Origin of the sequence: Mycobacterium sp. (assembly GCF_035314665.1) — a bacterium.
Taxonomy (GTDB): domain Bacteria; phylum Actinomycetota; class Actinomycetes; order Mycobacteriales; family Mycobacteriaceae; genus Mycobacterium.
Map to the genome: position 1 here is coordinate 13626 of NZ_DATFZD010000046.1, position 15928 is coordinate 29553.

The 15928-nt window shown below is 65.4% G+C and carries 19 protein-coding genes and 1 tRNA gene; 8 read left to right on the plus strand and 12 right to left on the minus strand.

Translation table 11 applies throughout. The annotated features are described in order from the left end of the window. Window positions 1–51: 51 nt before the first annotated feature. Window positions 52–342 carry a hypothetical protein gene (locus tag VKI00_RS03475; protein WP_324435404.1) on the minus strand — a complete coding sequence of 97 codons (291 nt, stop codon included), beginning with the start codon at window positions 340–342 and terminating at the stop codon, window positions 52–54. Between the two features lie 43 nt (window positions 343–385). Between VKI00_RS03475 and VKI00_RS03480 the strand changes: the two genes are divergently transcribed. Both VKI00_RS03480 and VKI00_RS03485 read left to right on the plus strand, forming a co-directional pair. Next, window positions 386–580, plus strand: coding sequence for a hypothetical protein (locus tag VKI00_RS03480; RefSeq protein WP_324435406.1), 195 nt, complete (start codon window positions 386–388; stop codon window positions 578–580). 452 nt (window positions 581–1032) lie between these two features. Beyond that, a complete protein-coding gene (locus VKI00_RS03485) occupies window positions 1033–2730 on the plus strand; it encodes a S53 family peptidase (protein WP_324435408.1) in 1698 nt (565 codons plus the stop codon). Window positions 2731–3106: 376 nt separating this feature from the next. On the opposite strand, the gene VKI00_RS03490 is transcribed toward VKI00_RS03485, so the two are convergent. The 4 genes from VKI00_RS03490 to VKI00_RS03510 all read right to left on the minus strand — a co-directional run bounded on the left by VKI00_RS03490 (window position 3107) and on the right by VKI00_RS03510 (window position 5661). After that, the gene (locus VKI00_RS03490; RefSeq protein WP_324435410.1) at window positions 3107–4231 is read right to left on the minus strand and encodes a patatin-like phospholipase family protein; all 1125 of its coding nucleotides are present in this window, start codon (window positions 4229–4231) and stop codon (window positions 3107–3109) included. 342 nt (window positions 4232–4573) lie between these two features. Beyond that, window positions 4574–4664: transfer RNA gene (locus VKI00_RS03500), tRNA-Ser, on the minus strand. Between the two features lie 26 nt (window positions 4665–4690). Continuing rightward, complete coding sequence (locus tag VKI00_RS03505) at window positions 4691–5152, minus strand: nucleoside deaminase (RefSeq protein WP_324435412.1); 462 nt, start codon at window positions 5150–5152, stop codon at window positions 4691–4693. Continuing rightward, window positions 5149–5661, minus strand: coding sequence for a tRNA adenosine deaminase-associated protein (locus tag VKI00_RS03510; protein WP_324435414.1), 513 nt, complete (start codon window positions 5659–5661; stop codon window positions 5149–5151). Before VKI00_RS03510 ends, VKI00_RS03505 begins: the two co-directional genes overlap by 4 nt. Before the next feature lie 121 nt (window positions 5662–5782). Here VKI00_RS03510 and VKI00_RS03515 point away from each other — a divergent pair, with 121 nt between their 5' ends. After that, entirely contained in the window at window positions 5783–6727 is a 945-nt protein-coding gene (locus VKI00_RS03515) for a prephenate dehydrogenase (RefSeq protein ID WP_324435436.1), read from the plus strand. Here VKI00_RS03515 and VKI00_RS03520 read toward each other — a convergent pair. The 5 genes from VKI00_RS03520 to VKI00_RS03540 all read right to left on the minus strand — a co-directional run bounded on the left by VKI00_RS03520 (window position 6690) and on the right by VKI00_RS03540 (window position 10754). Next, complete coding sequence (locus VKI00_RS03520; RefSeq protein WP_324435438.1) at window positions 6690–7217, minus strand: putative glycolipid-binding domain-containing protein; 528 nt, start codon at window positions 7215–7217, stop codon at window positions 6690–6692. The two genes, VKI00_RS03515 and VKI00_RS03520, sit on opposite strands and share 38 nt — an antisense overlap. A gap of 74 nt (window positions 7218–7291) precedes the next feature. Beyond that, on the minus strand, window positions 7292–8032 hold the full coding sequence (locus VKI00_RS03525) for an ABC transporter permease (protein WP_324435416.1): 741 nt from the start codon (window positions 8030–8032) through the stop codon (window positions 7292–7294). Next, window positions 8029–8712 (minus strand): ABC transporter permease, encoded by a 684-nt coding sequence (locus VKI00_RS03530; protein ID WP_324435418.1) that lies wholly within the window; start codon window positions 8710–8712, stop codon window positions 8029–8031. The genes VKI00_RS03525 and VKI00_RS03530 overlap by 4 nt, the downstream gene beginning before the upstream one ends. A gap of 2 nt (window positions 8713–8714) precedes the next feature. Beyond that, window positions 8715–9809, minus strand: coding sequence for an ABC transporter ATP-binding protein (locus VKI00_RS03535; protein ID WP_324435419.1), 1095 nt, complete (start codon window positions 9807–9809; stop codon window positions 8715–8717). A 3-nt stretch (window positions 9810–9812) separates the two neighbouring features. After that, window positions 9813–10754: an ABC transporter substrate-binding protein gene (locus VKI00_RS03540; protein WP_324435421.1), complete on the minus strand. Its 942-nt coding sequence runs from the start codon at window positions 10752–10754 to the stop codon at window positions 9813–9815. Between the two features lie 103 nt (window positions 10755–10857). On the opposite strand from VKI00_RS03540, the gene VKI00_RS03545 reads away from it, so the two are divergent. Together VKI00_RS03545 and VKI00_RS03550 are read left to right on the plus strand one after the other, a co-directional pair. Further along, a complete protein-coding gene (locus VKI00_RS03545; RefSeq protein ID WP_324435423.1) occupies window positions 10858–11211 on the plus strand; it encodes a LapA family protein in 354 nt (117 codons plus the stop codon). Between the two features lie 56 nt (window positions 11212–11267). Further along, window positions 11268–11870: a class I SAM-dependent methyltransferase gene (locus tag VKI00_RS03550; RefSeq protein ID WP_324435425.1), complete on the plus strand. Its 603-nt coding sequence runs from the start codon at window positions 11268–11270 to the stop codon at window positions 11868–11870. Between the two features lie 6 nt (window positions 11871–11876). Here VKI00_RS03550 and VKI00_RS03555 read toward each other — a convergent pair whose 3' ends face one another. Together VKI00_RS03555 and VKI00_RS03560 are read right to left on the minus strand one after the other, a co-directional pair. Next, a complete protein-coding gene (locus tag VKI00_RS03555) occupies window positions 11877–12917 on the minus strand; it encodes a phosphotransferase family protein (protein ID WP_324435426.1) in 1041 nt (346 codons plus the stop codon). Next, window positions 12914–13606 carry a histidine phosphatase family protein gene (locus VKI00_RS03560; RefSeq protein WP_324435428.1) on the minus strand — a complete coding sequence of 231 codons (693 nt, stop codon included), beginning with the start codon at window positions 13604–13606 and terminating at the stop codon, window positions 12914–12916. Before VKI00_RS03560 ends, VKI00_RS03555 begins: the two co-directional genes overlap by 4 nt. A gap of 82 nt (window positions 13607–13688) precedes the next feature. Here VKI00_RS03560 and VKI00_RS03565 point away from each other — a divergent pair, with 82 nt between their 5' ends. The 3 genes from VKI00_RS03565 to VKI00_RS03575 form a co-directional block, all read left to right on the plus strand. Further along, window positions 13689–14702: a phosphotransferase family protein gene (locus VKI00_RS03565; protein ID WP_324435440.1), complete on the plus strand. Its 1014-nt coding sequence runs from the start codon at window positions 13689–13691 to the stop codon at window positions 14700–14702. Next, complete coding sequence (locus VKI00_RS03570; RefSeq protein WP_324435430.1) at window positions 14699–15463, plus strand: glucose 1-dehydrogenase; 765 nt, start codon at window positions 14699–14701, stop codon at window positions 15461–15463. The genes VKI00_RS03565 and VKI00_RS03570 overlap by 4 nt, the downstream gene beginning before the upstream one ends. A 28-nt stretch (window positions 15464–15491) precedes the next feature. Next, window positions 15492–15928: acyl-CoA dehydrogenase family protein (locus tag VKI00_RS03575; RefSeq protein WP_324435432.1), on the plus strand; the 437-nt coding region annotated here is incomplete at its 3' end.

Consider the following 15928-nt stretch of genomic DNA (forward strand, 5'->3'; position numbering starts at 1 on the left):
GAGCTTGTTGATCGGCGCCGCTAGGCGAGCGCGACTGTTTGAAGTCTTACATCACCACCAGCGGGTGACGGGGTCCATAATCAGCTCGAGCATGCGCTCGATGGCACGCGCTTTACGGACGATGACCGGCTTAGCCGCAAGCTCGTCGTTTTCCTCTTCCGTCAGATCGTCGCGGCCGTGAAACAGATGGCCCACCTGCTTTTCAGTCAGCCAGCCCGGCCGGCTTTTCCACTGCCCGATCGTGCGCAGCAGCTGCCGGCAGGCCCGCTCCGACGGTAATTCCGGATCGCCCGGCCGCAGGCTCTGCAGGTAGCGCCAGTACTGAGTGTCGTTGTGGTGCATCGCAACTGCTCCCCTACCCCATCCGCCAGAGGACGGGCCTACCTTGACGCGCGGCCGTCACTGGATCATCGACGGTGAAAACTTCCGGTTTGACGAATTCGACGGGGGCAGCACGACATGGGTGCCCGCCGTCGCCTACAAAGTCAACGGCCCCGACGTGGTCCGCGCGCGCATCCCGCCCCCTGCAAATTCGTCGGACCAGTTCACCGTGACCAGCCCCGGTACCGCAACACGGTAACCGCCCCGATCGTCGCAAGTGCACTGTTTTCTGCACATACCCGGCGGCCGGTGACCTCAATTGCCTGGCCGACCCCCAACCACAAAATGATCATGATTCTGGCTTGACACATTGCGCTGTGCTTAGCACGCAAAACTGACGACACGGTCAATCAGACGACGAATTCGGATGACACCGCGTCATTGCGCTCGTGCACGTGGTCGGCCGGCAATCACTGGAAGCTGGCAATTGTTGGGCGGTTGTTAAGCGACTGTTAGGGACGGGCGCATTGCAAAGGTCAAGGCCCCAGTATCCGGGCGGTGCGGTGGCAGGGAAAGAGGAGACTAACTACCTCAAACCGCCGAAGTCCGGCGCGTCGTGGGGCCAAAATGGACGTCGATCTCAGGTCGTGAAGATCAAGACCGTACCGGTGGCCTCGACCTGACCAAGTTTGAGATCAGAAGGTGACGCACATGAGTGACACTCACGCGGTACTCCCTGGAACTGATCGGCCCGCGCCCGCCGACGCGCGCAGGGTTGGGGACGTCGATCCGCGCGCGCACGTCGAAGTAACTGTCGTGCTGAAAGCTCCCGAGTTGCCGTCGCCGGACAAGATGCCGGCCAAGGCGTTGACTCCGGCCAAGTTTACGAAAAAGTACGGCGCCGACCCGGAAGATATCGGCAAGGTGGAAGATAGTCTGCGCTCGTATGGACTGCATATTGATGGCGTCGGGGCCACTGGTCGCAGTCTGCGGGTGAGTGGCACCGCAGCGGATATGGAATCGGCGTTTCACGCCGACATGGGGATTTACCACAGCCCGGAATACGGCGAATTTCGAGGCAGGGCGGGTTCCATCAAAGCTCCCGCGGAAATCGCCGACCTGGTGGAGGCAGTGCTCGGTTTGGACCAGCGGCCGGTTGCCCGAAGGGCGGCTGCGCAGCCAGCTGTCACTCTCGAGGGACCCGGCTTCACGCCCGCGGACATCGAGGGTCGCTACAATTTCCCCCCGGGGGATTGTGCCGGCCAGAAAATCGCCATCGTGGAATTCGGCGCACCCTTGACCTCGCGGCCTCCCAAGGGGAAAGCGGTCAAGTTTTTTGCTCCCCCGGTTTACTTTGCGGACGATCTTGCACAGTATTGCCAGCGACACGGCAGGCCCGTCCCCGTCGTCAAGCCCGTGGGGGTCAATAATTTCTGGCCGTTCACGGGAGTCCAGTTGCTCACCGCGAGCCAATTGTTGCGTTATACCGGCCCTGTTTTGACGGCGACTCTTAACGCGGCCAGCGAAACGATGATGGACGTGCAAATCGTCGCGGCGCTGTGTCCGGCTGCGGAGATCTCGGTGTATTACGCGACGTGGGACCAGCAAGGCTGGTACAACCTTCTCGACCAGGTCCACGCAGATGCCCCGCACTTCCTGTCAATAAGTTACGGCTTGGCCGAGGACAGCCCCGACTGGGCGGAGATCGGGATCCAGACCATCAATGATTTGCTGGCCGGGCTTGCCCTGATCGGGGTTACGGCCTGTGTTTCCTCCGGGGACGACGGCACCAACTGCCAGATGAGCGATACCAACGCCCACGTGGAGTTCCCCGCATCCAGCCCCTACGTGCTGTCGGTGGGCGGGACGATGCTCACCCTGCAGCGGCCCGACAACCCGTTTTCCGTCGAGGAAGTGGTCTGGAACCAACCGCCCGGACGACGAACGGACCAGGGAGGAGGATCAACGGGAGGCGGTGTCAGCGGGCTTTTCCCGCGGCCGCCCTGGCAGACCGTCGACATTGCTTCCCTCAACCCGCCATCAGCGGACAAATCGTTCAAGGGACGAATCGTTCCCGACGTGGCCGCGCTGGCGGGCCCGCCGTTGTATTCGCTGGTGTTCGGAGGACTGCCCAAGCTTAACGGCGGCACCAGCGCGTCGACGCCGGTGTGGGCTTCCCTGCTGGCGCGGATCAACGCGGCGCTGCCCGCGGCCAAACGGCGGCGTCTCATGACGCCCCTGCTCTACCAGAACAACGTGAGCACGGAGGGTTTCATAGATATCGTCACCGGAGATAACGCCGCTTACCCGAATCCCGGCAAGGGGTACTCGGCCGCCAAAGGCTTCGACGCCGTGACCGGATGGGGCATACCGGACGGCCAAAAACTCTTGTCGCTGCTTGCCACATAGGTGCCGTCGGTGCTGACGGCGGCTCGCGCGGCCCCGGTCAGCACCATCCTGGGCCACCCCGATAGACCGGTCGACGCGGCCATCGCTGACCTAGATAGGGCCTGGCGTGTGGCGGGTTTCCGTAACTCGTGGCAGCCGTTTCCGATATCTGAGCACTGAACTCCCGCGGGTTAAGCCTGTGTAAGTCGCGGCGCTCGAGATGCCACACGACGCGCCAATCATCGCCTGGTCGATGGTTCTCCGATGACCAACGATCCGGCCAGCTCCGCCAGCGCAGACCAGCCGCCAAAAGCACCAGCGGCCGCAGCGCGGCGTCGGGTACCTTAGCCAGCCACCGGTCCAGATCGGCTCCAGAGATCACAGGTTGCTCGGACACCTACAGTGCCTCCTTCGGATACGGGAAACCGGGCGGCTGCGTGAGTTTCGGATCGACGTAGCTGCGCAGTGCCGCGTCGCAGGCCGCGTAGCCCCAGTTGACGAGCCGCCTGCTGCGCACCGGGTCGAGGCGCGCCAGTCGGGTCTTGGTCCCCGCGAGCTCCTTGGTCGCGGTCAGCGCTGCAGGCAGCCTCGAGCTAGAATTCGGGAACCTCGCGTAGTCGGTGTTGATCGCGAAGAATGCGCCCCGGCGCTGGCCGGCGGCCAGCATGCCGTTGATCTGGCGGCGGCGTAGCCGCCGCACCTGGACGTCGATTGTACTGAGCACTCGCAGCGTGCCCTGGATCCAGTTCTTCTGGGGCACTAAGTGCTCGTTGAAGGTGCCGCCACCGTCGCTGACGAAGACGGTGGCGCAGTTCTTCACGACCGGCTCCAGGCCGAGGTTGTCGTAGACCCCGCCGTCGGTGAGCTGGACGGTTCCCCCGCCGGGCAGGCGGAGGAGGCTCGGCGAAAGCACCGGGGGGAACGCCGAACTCGCGGCGACCGCCTGCGCCAGCGGAATCGCTGGCTTGCTGATCTCCGGGGTTTTCCAGTCCCGCATGTAGGGCTGGCTGAAGCGCCAGAGGGTCCCGTGGGTCAGGTTAGTGGCCAGCAGCACAAACCGTGGGCCGTCACCGTCGTGGGGTAGGTCCTGCAGTGTCGCGCCGCGAAAAAGCCGTCTGTCGTAGGCACTTTGCACGTGTTGGGAGATCCGCCCGGGTAGCAGGAGTGCGCCCAACACCGCCGGGACGTCGATGGTGTGCGCGGCGAGGTCGAGGATCGGTTTCTCGACCAGCGCATCGAAATTGATGGCAACGTTCTGGTCAAATGTCAGGTTTTTCCACTCCATGCCGAGCTTGCCGGCAATGATCGAGCCGCCCGACACTGACGCGATGCGCGTCAGGCGCGCCAGCCACCCGGTCTCATTGAGCCGGCGCACCGCGCCGAGATGAAAGAGCATCGCGCGATAGCCGCCGCCGGATAAACACAGGCCGATCCCGGCGGGCGGTGGCGTGCTCGGCAGGTCGAGGACTTCGGGGGCGTCATCGACCGTTTCCTGGGTTGCTTGACGACTGACTTCCGGCATCGCTCACACCGCTGGTTACGAGCCATCATTGTGCGACACGGCTCACAATGTCGTGCGGAAATCCCGAAAACCCCGTTCAGGGGCGACGGCGCAGCGACGCTGCCCACCGGCTTCAGCTAGCCATCGACATTGCACTCGCATTGGAGCATCTCGGGCTAGACGTACAGGTCACCCTGGACACCTATGCGGATCTATTCGATGACGATCTGGACGCGGTCGCAATGACTCTGGATAGCCGGTATTCACCTGAAAGTGTGGCCAAAATGTGGCCACAGGGACGAAATGATGTCCTCTAGCGAACAGCAAAAGCACTGTTTACCTGCGCGAACACGTCTACAGCTATGGCGGTGGCGGAGGGATTTGAACCCTCGGACGGGGGTTACCCGTCACACGCTTTCGAGGCGTGCTCCTTAGGCCGCTCGGACACGCCACCGCCGGACAGCTTACCCAACGCCGCCCTTACCACCCCAATCGCTGGCGGGCGAAGAATTCCTCCAGCAGAGCAGCACATTCATCGGCCAGCACCCCGCCGCGCACGGCCGGGCGGTGGTTGAGCCGGCGGTCGCGGACGACATCCCACAGCGAGCCGACCGCTCCGGTCTTGGGCTCCCAGGCCCCGAACACCAGGCGGTCAACGCGCGCCATCACCAGCGCGCCTGCGCACATCGTGCATGGCTCGAGGGTGACCGCCAGCGTCGCACCGGCCAGCCGCCACCCGTCACCGAGTGCGCTGGCGGCAGCCCGCATGGCCAGGATCTCGGCGTGTGCGGTCGGATCACCCAGGGCCTCGCGCGCGTTGACCGCGCGGGCCAGCTCGGTTCCGTCCGCGTCGACCACCACCGCACCGACCGGGACGTCACGTGGGCCCGCGGTCGTGGCGACCGACAGGGCGGCACGGATCAGGTCGTCGTCGGACCTCACCGTCCGAGACGTTCGAGCACCGCCGACAGTTCCTCGGCGAAGCCCATCTCCCGCGCGATGCGGCCCAGCTGCTCGTCGGCGTACAGGTCGGTCTCGTCGAGAATGACACCCAGCACCGCTTCGGGCAGCCCGACGTCGGAGAGCAACCCGAGATCACCCTCCTCGAACGGGTCGGCGTCCTCCAGGTCCTCGGGATCGATGTCGGCGTCGAGGTTGTCCAGCACCTCGGCGGCGATGTCGTAGTCCAGTGCCGCGGTGGCGTCCGAAAGCAACAGCCGGGTTCCCGACGGGGCCGGTCGCACGATGACGAAGAACTCGTCGTCGATGTCGAGTAATCCGAAAACCGCGCCGGCGCTGCGCAACTCGCGCAGCACGGTTTCTGCCGCGGTCAAGCTGGTCAGGGCTTTTGCTGGCATGGCAGAACAGCGCCATTTACCGTCCTCGCGTACCACGGCCACACCGAACCCGTCCGGCGTGTCCGCCTGCGCGGAAGCCCGCTGTGCGCCCATGGGCGCCTACGCTAGTCCCCCTCATGCCCGTTGACCAGCAGATCGGCGTCGCGTCGGCCGCATATCGGGCGTCGGATCTCCCAGGCGAATGTGCCAACCTTGTGGGGTGGCGAAGACACCGGTGTGCGTGTTGGGTCTGGGGCTGATCGGAGGCTCGTTACTGCGTGCGACGACCACGGCCGGCCGCGAGGCCTTCGGATACAACCGGTCGGTCGAAGGGGCCCAGGCGGCCCGGTTCGACGGCTTCGACGCCACCATCGACCTCACCGAAGCGCTGACCCGCGCCGCCGATATCGGCGCGCTGATCGTGCTGGCCGTGCCCATGCCGGCGTTGCCGATCCTGCTCGCCCACATCAGCCAATTGGCGCCGGACTGTCCGCTGACCGACGTCACCAGCGTCAAAAGCGCGGTGCTCGACGAGGTGACCGCCGCCGGTCTGCAGCAGCGCTTCGTCGGCGGGCATCCGATGACGGGGACGGCGCATTCGGGTTGGGCCGCCGGCCATGCCCGGCTGTTCACCGGCGCCCCGTGGGTGATCAGCGTGGACGACCACGTCGACCCCGCGGTCTGGTCACTGGTGATGGAGCTGGCGCTGGACTGCGGGTCGGTGGTCGTACCGGCCAGATCCGACGAACACGATGCCGCCGCGGCCGCGATCTCGCACCTGCCGCATCTACTCGCCGAAGCACTGGCGGTCACCGCGTCGGAGGTGCCGCTGGCGTTCGCACTGGCCGCGGGGTCCTTCCGGGACGGCACGCGGGTGGCAGGCAGCGCGCCGGATCTGGTGCGGGCCATGTGCGAAGCCAACTCGAGCCAACTGCTGCCGACGGTGGACCGGGCCATCGCATTGCTCACCGAAGCACGGGACTCGCTGGCGCACAACAACTCCGTCGCTGAGCTTGTCGAGGCCGGGCATGCCGCACGCACCCGCTACGACAGTTTCCCGCGACCCGAGATCGTCACGGTGTTCGTCGGCGCCGAGAATTGGCGCCAAGAGCTGGCCGCCGCGGGTCGCGCCGGCGGGGTGATCAGATCCGCTTTGCCAAGCTTGGATAGTCCACGATGAAGCCATCGGTGTCGACGGTCAGCGTTACCTCGGACACCGGCGAGTGCACCTTGATCCCCTCGTCAGTTCCCGGCGGTGGACTGCTGTAGCTGACCATCGCGGAGGTCACCGCCATCTCCGGCAGCCGCACGTAAATGGTCGGCACCGTGATCGAGTCGGCCCGCTCCATCAAGCCGCACCGGCGGATCGGCAAGGCGTTGAAAAACGGGCTGAACACTACGTCGACGTCGAGCGCGCCGTCATAAGCCGCCCGGGACTCGCCTTGATGGTCGGTGACCATCCACATGTTTTCCTCGTCGCGGGCGACGGCGAGCTGGCGTTCGCGCTCGGCCAGCGTGACCGTCATCCCGAGTCGCTTGGTCGCGCCGCGATCGTCGGTCTGCAGGTCGTAGTACGCGGCGAACGCCGGGTTGGTGTCGGCGGCGGCGGCCACGATGCGGCCGTTGGCCTTGATTCGCTTGCCGGACAACTGCACTCGTACCGATTCCATCCGCCTGGAGTCGTGTGCGCGCCAGGTGAAAATGGTCGACCAGGAGTTCGACGTCGCTTCCGTTGGGGCAGGGCTCACGGGTCTACGTTAGGCGACGGCTCGGGTGATTTCGAGGCGTATTCCATCACGTTCGAGTCACTCGGCGGCGTGCGGCGCAGCCGACCGGTGCCGGGCGCCGAGGCCCAGATCGCGAATGCCATCGCGGCGTCAAGGAGCAACGCCAGCGCGGCCACCATCAGCGCACCAACCAGGGCGATGTGGAATTGGCGCACCTTGATGCCGTCGATCAAATATCGGCCGAGCCCACCCAGGCTGGCGTAGGCAGCGACCGTCGCGGTCGCGACCACCTGCAACGCCGCGGTGCGCAACCCGCCCAAAATCAGCGGCAGCGCGTTGGGCACCTCGACTCGTAACAGCACTCGCATCTCGCCCATCCCCATCGAGCGGGCGGCATCGACGACGGTGCGGTCCACGGCGGCGACGCCGGCGTACGTGCCGGCCAGCAGCGGTGGGATGCCCAGCAGCATCAGCGCCACAATCGGGGGCACCAAGCCCAGCCCCCACAGCAACACGGCTAACAGCAGCACGCCGAGCGTCGGCAGCGCGCGTAGCGCGTTGACCAGGCTGACAACCACGAGGATGCCGCGGCCGGTGTGGCCGATTATCAAGCCCACCGGGATCGCGACCAGTGCCGAAAAGGCCACCGCCACCGCTGTGTACTGCAGATGCTCCAACGTGCGGGCCGCCAGCCCAACCGGGCCGGTCCAGTTGGCCGTGGTGAACAGGTACGACAGCGCCTGTTCGAGGAAGTTCATCGCGAGCCCCCCACCACCGGAGCCGTCAGCAGTCGGCGGCCGGGGCGCAACGCACGGTTCCAAGGCGTCGCCAGCCATCCGGCCAACAGGATCAGCGCGTCGACCACGAACGCGAGCACCAGGATGGCGATGATCCCCGCGACGATCTGGTCGCTCTTGTTCGCCTGGTAGCCCTCGGTGAACCAGCTGCCCAGGCCGCCGATCCCGATCACCGCACCCACCGAGACCATTGAGATGTTGGTCACCACGACCACCCGCAGCTCGGCGACAAGCACCGGAAGCGACAGCGGCAGTTCAACTTTGAGCAGCCGCACGACCGGACGGTAACCAAGTGCGGAGGCGGCGTCACGCACGTGCGACGGCACCGCGTCCAGCGCCTCGAATACCGATCGCACCAACAACGCCGTGGTGTAGAGCGTCAGCGCGACGATGACGTTGGCCTCGTCCAGGATCCGGGTCGGAATGATCAGCGGCAACACCACGAACAGCGCCAGCGACGGGATGGTGAACACCACGCTGGCGGTCAGCGTGGTCAGTCGTCGTAGCACGTTTCTGCGCCACGCCAGCACCCCCCACGGCAGCGCGATCGCCAGCCCGGCCAGCACCGGCACCAGCGACAGCCGTAGGTGGATCACGGTCAGCGTCCACGCCGCCGGGAGGTGAGTGATCAGGTAGTGCACGCCTAGTCCTGCGGTTGGGATTCCAGCGCGGCCAGGACGTCGGCGGCCCGCACTCCGCCGATGACCTTGCCCGCGTTGTCGACGGCCACCCCCGTAGCCGCCGGCGACGACAACGCGGCATCCAATGCCTGGCTCAGGTTGCCGCCCGGCCGGAAGAGCGACCCGACCAAGGTCACGCTGTCGCGCAACGTCGCGCCGCCGCGGTGCTTGCGCACGCCGCCGGCATCGATCCACCCCAACGGCGCGCCATCCGTCCTGACGACCAATGCCCAGCCGTCGCGGAGTTGCGCATCCGCGACAGCGGCCTCGGCGATGTGGTGGATGTCGTGCACCGGCAGCTGGGCCGCGTCCAAGAACTGCAGCCACCGATAGCCACGACCGAGGCCGATCATCCTCGCGACGAAATCGTTCGCCGGACGGGACAGCAGCCGCGCGGGCTCGTCGTACTGCTGCAGCGAACCACCGCGACCGAACACCGCGAGCCGGTCGGCGAGCCGGAAGGCTTCATCGATGTCGTGCGTGACGAAGACGATGGTTTTGTGCAATTCGGCCTGCAGCCGCAGTATTTCGCGCTGCAGCTCGAGGCGGACTATCGGGTCCACGGCCGAAAAGGGCTCGTCCATCAGCAGAATCGGCGGATCGGCGGCAAGTGCCCGGGCCACGCCGACGCGCTGCTGCTCGCCGCCGGAGAGCTGCGCGGGATAGCGGCTGGCCAACTTGGCGTCCAGACCGACCCGCTCCAACACGTCGTAGGCGGCCTTGCGGGCCGACCGGCGCGATTGGCCTTTGAGCACCGGTACCGTCGCGACGTTGTCGATCACCCGTTGGTGGGGCATCAGGCCCGCGCCCTGGATCACGTAGCCGATGCCGAGGCGCAATTTCACCGGGTCGACGCGTGCCACGTCGGCGCCGTCGACCTTGACGGTGCCCGATGTCGGCTCGACCATCCGATTGATCATCCGCATCGACGTGGTTTTGCCGCAGCCGGAGGGACCGACGAAAACAGTCAGCGTGCCCTCGGGGACGTCCAGGTTCAGGTTGTCGACGGCGATGGTGTCGTGGGCGTAGACCTTGTAGACGTTGTGGAAGCTTATCACGCCTCAGCTTCCGATCGGGTGATCGAAATGATTGTCCCGCAACCAATTCCGCGCCGCTTCGTCAGGGTCGATACCGGAGTTGCCGGCCACCGAAGCGTTGAGATCAGCCAGCCCGTGGGTGGTCATTTTGGCCGATACCGCGTCCAGCACATTCTTGAGCCGCTCGGATTTCTTTTGCGAATTCACCAGCGGGACAATGTTGCCGGCCAAGAAGTTGTGTTCCGGGTCGTCGAGCACCACCAGATGGTTCTGCATGATGGCCGGTGACGTGCTGAAGATATTGGCGGCGTTGACCGTGCCGTCCACCAGTGCACGAACGGTGACCGCGCCGCCGTCGTCGCTGATCGCGACGAAGTTGCCGGGAGCGACGTTGAGCCCGTATCGTGCGCGCAGCCCGACCAAGCCCGACGACCGGGTTTGAAAGTCCGAGGGCGCGGCGAATTTCACCTCGGGTGAGTGCGCCGCCAGGTCGGCGATCGTCTTCAGGTTCCACTTGGTGGCCGTCTCGGCGGTGACGGTGACCGTGTCGGTGTCGGCGGCCGGTGACGGGGTCAGAATCGACAGATCACCCGGCAGCCGTTTGTAGAGTTCCAACTCGACGGCGTCGAGCATGGTCACCGTCTCGTTCCGCTCAAAGTACAGCAGCAGGTTGCCGATGTACTCGGGCACCAGATCGATCGAATGGTCTTTCAGCGCAGGGACATACGTTTCGCGGCTACCGATCCCCATCCGGCGTCCGACGTTGAAACCATTGGTCTGCAAGGCTTGTGCATAGATTTCGGCGATGATCTTCGATTCCGGAAAGTCGGCAGATCCGACGACGATCGAGTTGACATTGGTCGACGCCCCGCCGAGGGGATTCGCGTTGCCGCACGCCGAGAGAAAAACACACAAGCCGGCAAGCCACGCCGCCGCGCGGAATACGCGCCGTCGCAGCATGCTCATAACAACCGACACTATCTTGCAGCGCCGTATCGGCTCGGGAGTGCGCTGAGGTTTCCGGCGCGATTTCGTTTCATTCGGTGCGACAAAGGGCAAAATGACAACCATGAGTAGCGATTCGTCTGTATCGCCCGATCAGCCACCTGAAAGCACCACGCCGGCCCAGGACGACGCGGCGCCGCCGGAATCGGCGGTGAAATACACCCGCGCGGCCAGCCTGTGGTCGTCGCTGACGGCGGGCTTCCTGATTCTCATCGTGCTGCTGATCTTCATCACCCAGAACACCGCGTCGGCGCAGTTCGCCTTCTTCAACCTGCACTGGACTCTGCCGCTGGGAGTGGCGATTCTGCTGGCGGCGGTGTGCGGCGGGCTGATCACCGTGTTGGCCGGCACGGCACGGATATACCAGTTGCGACGCGCAGCGAAGAAGAACCTCGCCGCCGGTCTAAAGGGGCCGTAACAACCCCATCGTTGTCGACTTAGGGTACCCTAACTTGTATTGAGTGAGGAGGCTCTATGTCATCAACGTGGGTAGGCGCGTTACTACACAAATCGCGTCACCAAGGAGAGTCACCGTTCCCGTACCAGGCGGCGTTTCTGATCGACAACCCGATTCGTCGAGCGCTGCTCAAACCGGCGCGCATCGTCGACAAGCTCGGTCTCACGGCGGCTGAGCACGTTCTGGAACTCGGGCCGGGACCGGGTTTCTTCAGCGTGGAGATCGCCGGTCGGCTCAGCGACGGCCGGCTGGAATTGTTCGACATCCAACCGGAGATGCTCGACAAGGCGCGGCACCAACTCGAGCGGGCCGGGCTGTCCAATGTCGGCTTCACGGCGGGACAGGCAAGCGATAGGCTTCCCTTCCCGGACAACACGTTTGACGTCGCCTTCTTGGCCGCGGTGATCGGGGAGGTGCCCGACAAGCAGGCCTGCCTACGTTCGCTTGGCCAGGTGTTGAAGCCCGGCGGGCGGCTGGTGTTCGTCGAGATGTTTCCCGATCCCGACCGGCTCAGCGTGCAGGAGTTGCGCGACCTCGTCGAACCGGAGCACTTCGAGTTCGTCGGGGCGAGCGGAAACCGATGGGAGACCGTCGTTCACTTCTGCAGCGCTTACAGCTAGGGATCGTCAGGTCCGCAACTGGGTGAGCCCGCGGGCGATCAACGGCCCTACGGTCTCCCCGACCCGATCGGATGCGTCAACATCGTCCACACCACCCGACATACGCCTGCGGAAATCGATGCCCGCCGCGATGATCGCCAGCTTGAAGTAGGCCAGTGCCATGTAAAAGTTCCAGTGCGCCAACGGCTGTCCGGAGATCAGCGAATACCGGTGTGCGAGCTCGTCTGCGACCGGCAATTGCGGTGACGTCCAGGCCGCGTGCGTGTTGATGATCAGGTCCAGCGACGGGTCGCGGTAGACGCACATCAACGCCGCGTCGCTGATCGGGTCGCCGAGCGTGGAGAGCTCCCAATCCACGACCGCGCGCACCTGGCTCGGATCGTCGGCGTCCAGGATGGTGTTGTCGATACGGTAGTCGCCGTGCACGATCGACGTGCGGCTCTGCTGCGGAATCGACTGCGCCAATGCCGAATGCAGCCGCTGAACGTCGGCGTCGCGGTCGTCGTCAGCAAGGCGCACGAGTTCCCACTGCGAACCCCACCGGCGGACCTGGCGTTCCAGATATCCACTCGGTTTGCCGAAATCGGCGAGTCCGACGGCGGCCGGGTCGACCGCGTGCAGCTCCGCCAGCACCCGGATCAGCGCGTCGACGCAGCCTTCGATGACCCGCTGGTCGCCTAACGCCTCGAGCTCGGCGCGACTGCGGACCACCTGCCCCGCAACGTATTCCACCATTTGGAACGGCGCGCCGAGCACTGAGTCGTCGTCACAGAATCCGACGGCGCGGGCCACCGGGACCGCGGTTTCGGCGAGCGCCGCGACCACTTTGTATTCGCGCGCCATGTCGTGGGCCGACGGCGTCAGCCCATGCAATGGCGGGCGTCGCAGCACCCACTTCGACGAGTCATCGGCAACCAGGAAGGTCAGGTTGGAGCGGCCGCCAGAGATCAGCTGCGCCCGCAGCTCCCCGTCCCGACCGACGCCGGCCGAGCGCAGATACCCGTCCAGCGCGAGTAGATCGAGGCCGTCAAGCGGCGTCGTAGTCATCCGACCTGTTTATCACTGTTTTTGCCCGACTCCTCCTCAGCCGTTCCGGCTGCATCGTCGTCAGGGGAGGGCGCACGGTGGTTGCGCGGCAGCAGATCCCATACATGCTCGGTGCCGTTGACCGTCACCACGCTCGCTTGACCGGACCGGGAGAACAGCAGCCGGGTCACCGACACGTAGTCGATGGGGAACGACAGCACCCGGTTGGTTCCCAGAATCTCGTGCAGCACCACGTTGATCACCCCGCCGTGGCTGAATACCACGATGGTGTCCTCGTGCTCCGCGCCGGCGGCGACGTCGTCGACGGCGGCACGCACCCGCGCCCGGAATGCGTCTTCGTCAACCGCGCTGGGCAGGTGTCCCGCCGCCATGCGGGCCCACTCTTGCGGGTTCTCGTCACGGATGTGCTCGATCGGGATATACACCGGCAGATCACGGTCGTATTCGGCCCAGCGGTCGTCGATCTCGACGGCGAGCCCGCGCGCGACGGCGACCGGCTCCGCGGTCTGGATCGCGCGACGCTGCGGGCTGCTCACCACCCGGGTGATGGGAAACCTGGCCAGCGCGTCGGGTAGCCGCGCAACCTGCGCCCACCCCTCGTCGGAGAGGTCGGGGTCGGCGCGTTCCTCTTTGGTAGGTCCGGGTTCGCTGCGAAGCGGCAACGCATGCCGGACCAGAAGCAACTGCATGCGCACAGCCTTGCATGCCGTCTACAGCCCTTGTCATCTCGGCGGAGAATGCTATTCTCCGGATGGAGATTGGGGTGTGCAGATGCTTGATGCGGGCGTGCTGGGACGTTGGCTGGACGCGAACGACGCCCCCGGCGCGGGTGAAGAGCCCGTCGTCGAACAGCTCTCCGGGGGCTCACAAAACACGCTGTATCTGATCCACAGAGGCGCCGAGCGCATGGTGCTGCGGATGCCCGGCGCCCGCGCCGACGCGGCCCGCATCGATGGGCTGCTGCGCGAGATCCGGCTGGTGCGCGCGCTGCGCCGCACCGACGTGCCGCATGCCGAGCTGATCGCCGCCAACGACGCCGGCGATCTGCTCGGCATGCCCTTCTACGTCATGCGGGCCATCGACGGGTGGAGTCCGATGGACGGCGGCTGGGCGACGCCGTTCGACACCGACCTGACCGCACGCCGAGGCTTGGCGTTCGAGCTCGTCGACGGCTGCGCCAAGCTGGGCCGAGTGGACTGGCGCGCCCAAGGTTTGGACGGCTTCGGCCGCCCCGACGGATTCCACGAGCGGCAAGTCGACCGCTGGCTGGCGTTCCTCGACACCTACAAGGTGCGCGAGCTTCCCGGCCTTGACGACGCCGCCGACTGGCTGCGCCGCAACCGCCCCGGCCACTACACGCCGGGCATCATGCACGGCGACTACCAGTTCGCCAATGTGATGTTCGCGCACGGCGAGCCGGCCCGGCTCGCCGCGATCGTCGACTGGGAGATGACCACGGTCGGCGATCCGCTGCTGGACTTGGCCTGGTGCCTGCTGGGCTACGACGGAGAGAATCCGCGGGAGGACGGCTTCTATCTCGACATGAAGGGCATGCCGATCCGCAGCGAGTTGCTCGAGCGCTACGAGAAGACCAGCGGGCTGTCATGCGAAAACATCGACTACTACCTGGTATTGGCCAACTGGAAACTCGGCATTGTGCTGGAAAAGACCTACGCCGCCGGAGTACGTAGCGGCAAAGCCGACCCCAAGATCCAAGGCGCTTTCGGGGCGATGGTCCCGCAGCTGATCGCCACCTCAGCAGACCTGGCCAGGTCGCTGACATGAGTTACGCGGAGCGGCTTTTCGACCTGACCGGCAAGACGATCCTGATTACCGGTGGCAGCCGCGGGCTGGGCCGGGAAATGGCGTCTGGGGTCGCGCGATGCGGCGCGGACGTGGTGATCGCCAGCCGGAAGATGGAGAACTGCGTCGCCGTGGCTGAGCAGATCGAAAGCGAAACCGGCCGCGCCGCGATGCCGTATCAGGTGCACGTTGGCCGATGGGATCAGCTCGACGGGCTCGTCGATGCCACCTACGAACGATTCGGCAAGATCGACACATTGATCAACAACGCCGGCATGTCACCGGTGTACGACAAGCTGACCGATGTTACCGAGAAGCTGTTCGACGCCGTCGTCAATCTCAACCTCAAAGGCCCATTTCGGTTGTCCGCGTTGGTCGGTGAACGGATGGTCGCGGCCGGAAGCGGCTCGATCATCAACGTCAGCACCGCGGGGTCGCTGCGGCCCGCACCCGACATCATTCCCTACGCGGCATCGAAGGCCGGTCTCAACGCGATGACCGAGGGCCTGGCGCGCGCGTTCGGGCCGACGGTGCGGGTCAACACGCTGATGGCCGGCCCGTTCCTCACCGATGTCAGCAAGGCCTGGAACCTGGACCGGGCGACGCAGAACCCATTCACCCACCTGTCGTTACAACGGGCCGGCGACCCAGCTGAAATCGCCGGTGCCGCATTGTTTCTGGCCTCCGACGCGTCCAGCTTCACCACCGGCTCGATCCTGCGAGTCGACGGCGGCATTCCCTGAAATAGCTAACAACCTAGGAGTATTCGATATGACATGGGACTTCTCCACCGAACCGGAGTTCGAGAAGAAGCTTGACTGGACCCGCGAATTCGTCCGCGAAGAGGTCGAACCGCTCGAGGTGCTCTTCCCCGGCTGCGAGTTCCTACCGCTGAACGATGAGCGTCGGAAAATCGTCGACCCGCTCAAACAGCAGGTTCGCGACCAAGGACTGTGGGCGCCGCACCTCGGTCCGGAACTCGGCGGGCAGGGCTTCGGCTCGGTCAAGCTGACGCTGATCAACGAGATCCTGGGCCGCAGCCCTTGGGCGCCAATCATCTTCGGAACGCAGGCACCCGACACCGGCAACGCGGAGATCATCGCCCGCTTCGGCACGCAGGAGCAAAAGGACCGCTATCTGAACGGCCTGCTGTCCGGCGAGATCTTCTCCTGCTTCTCGATGACCGAGCCGCAGGGCGGCGCCGACCC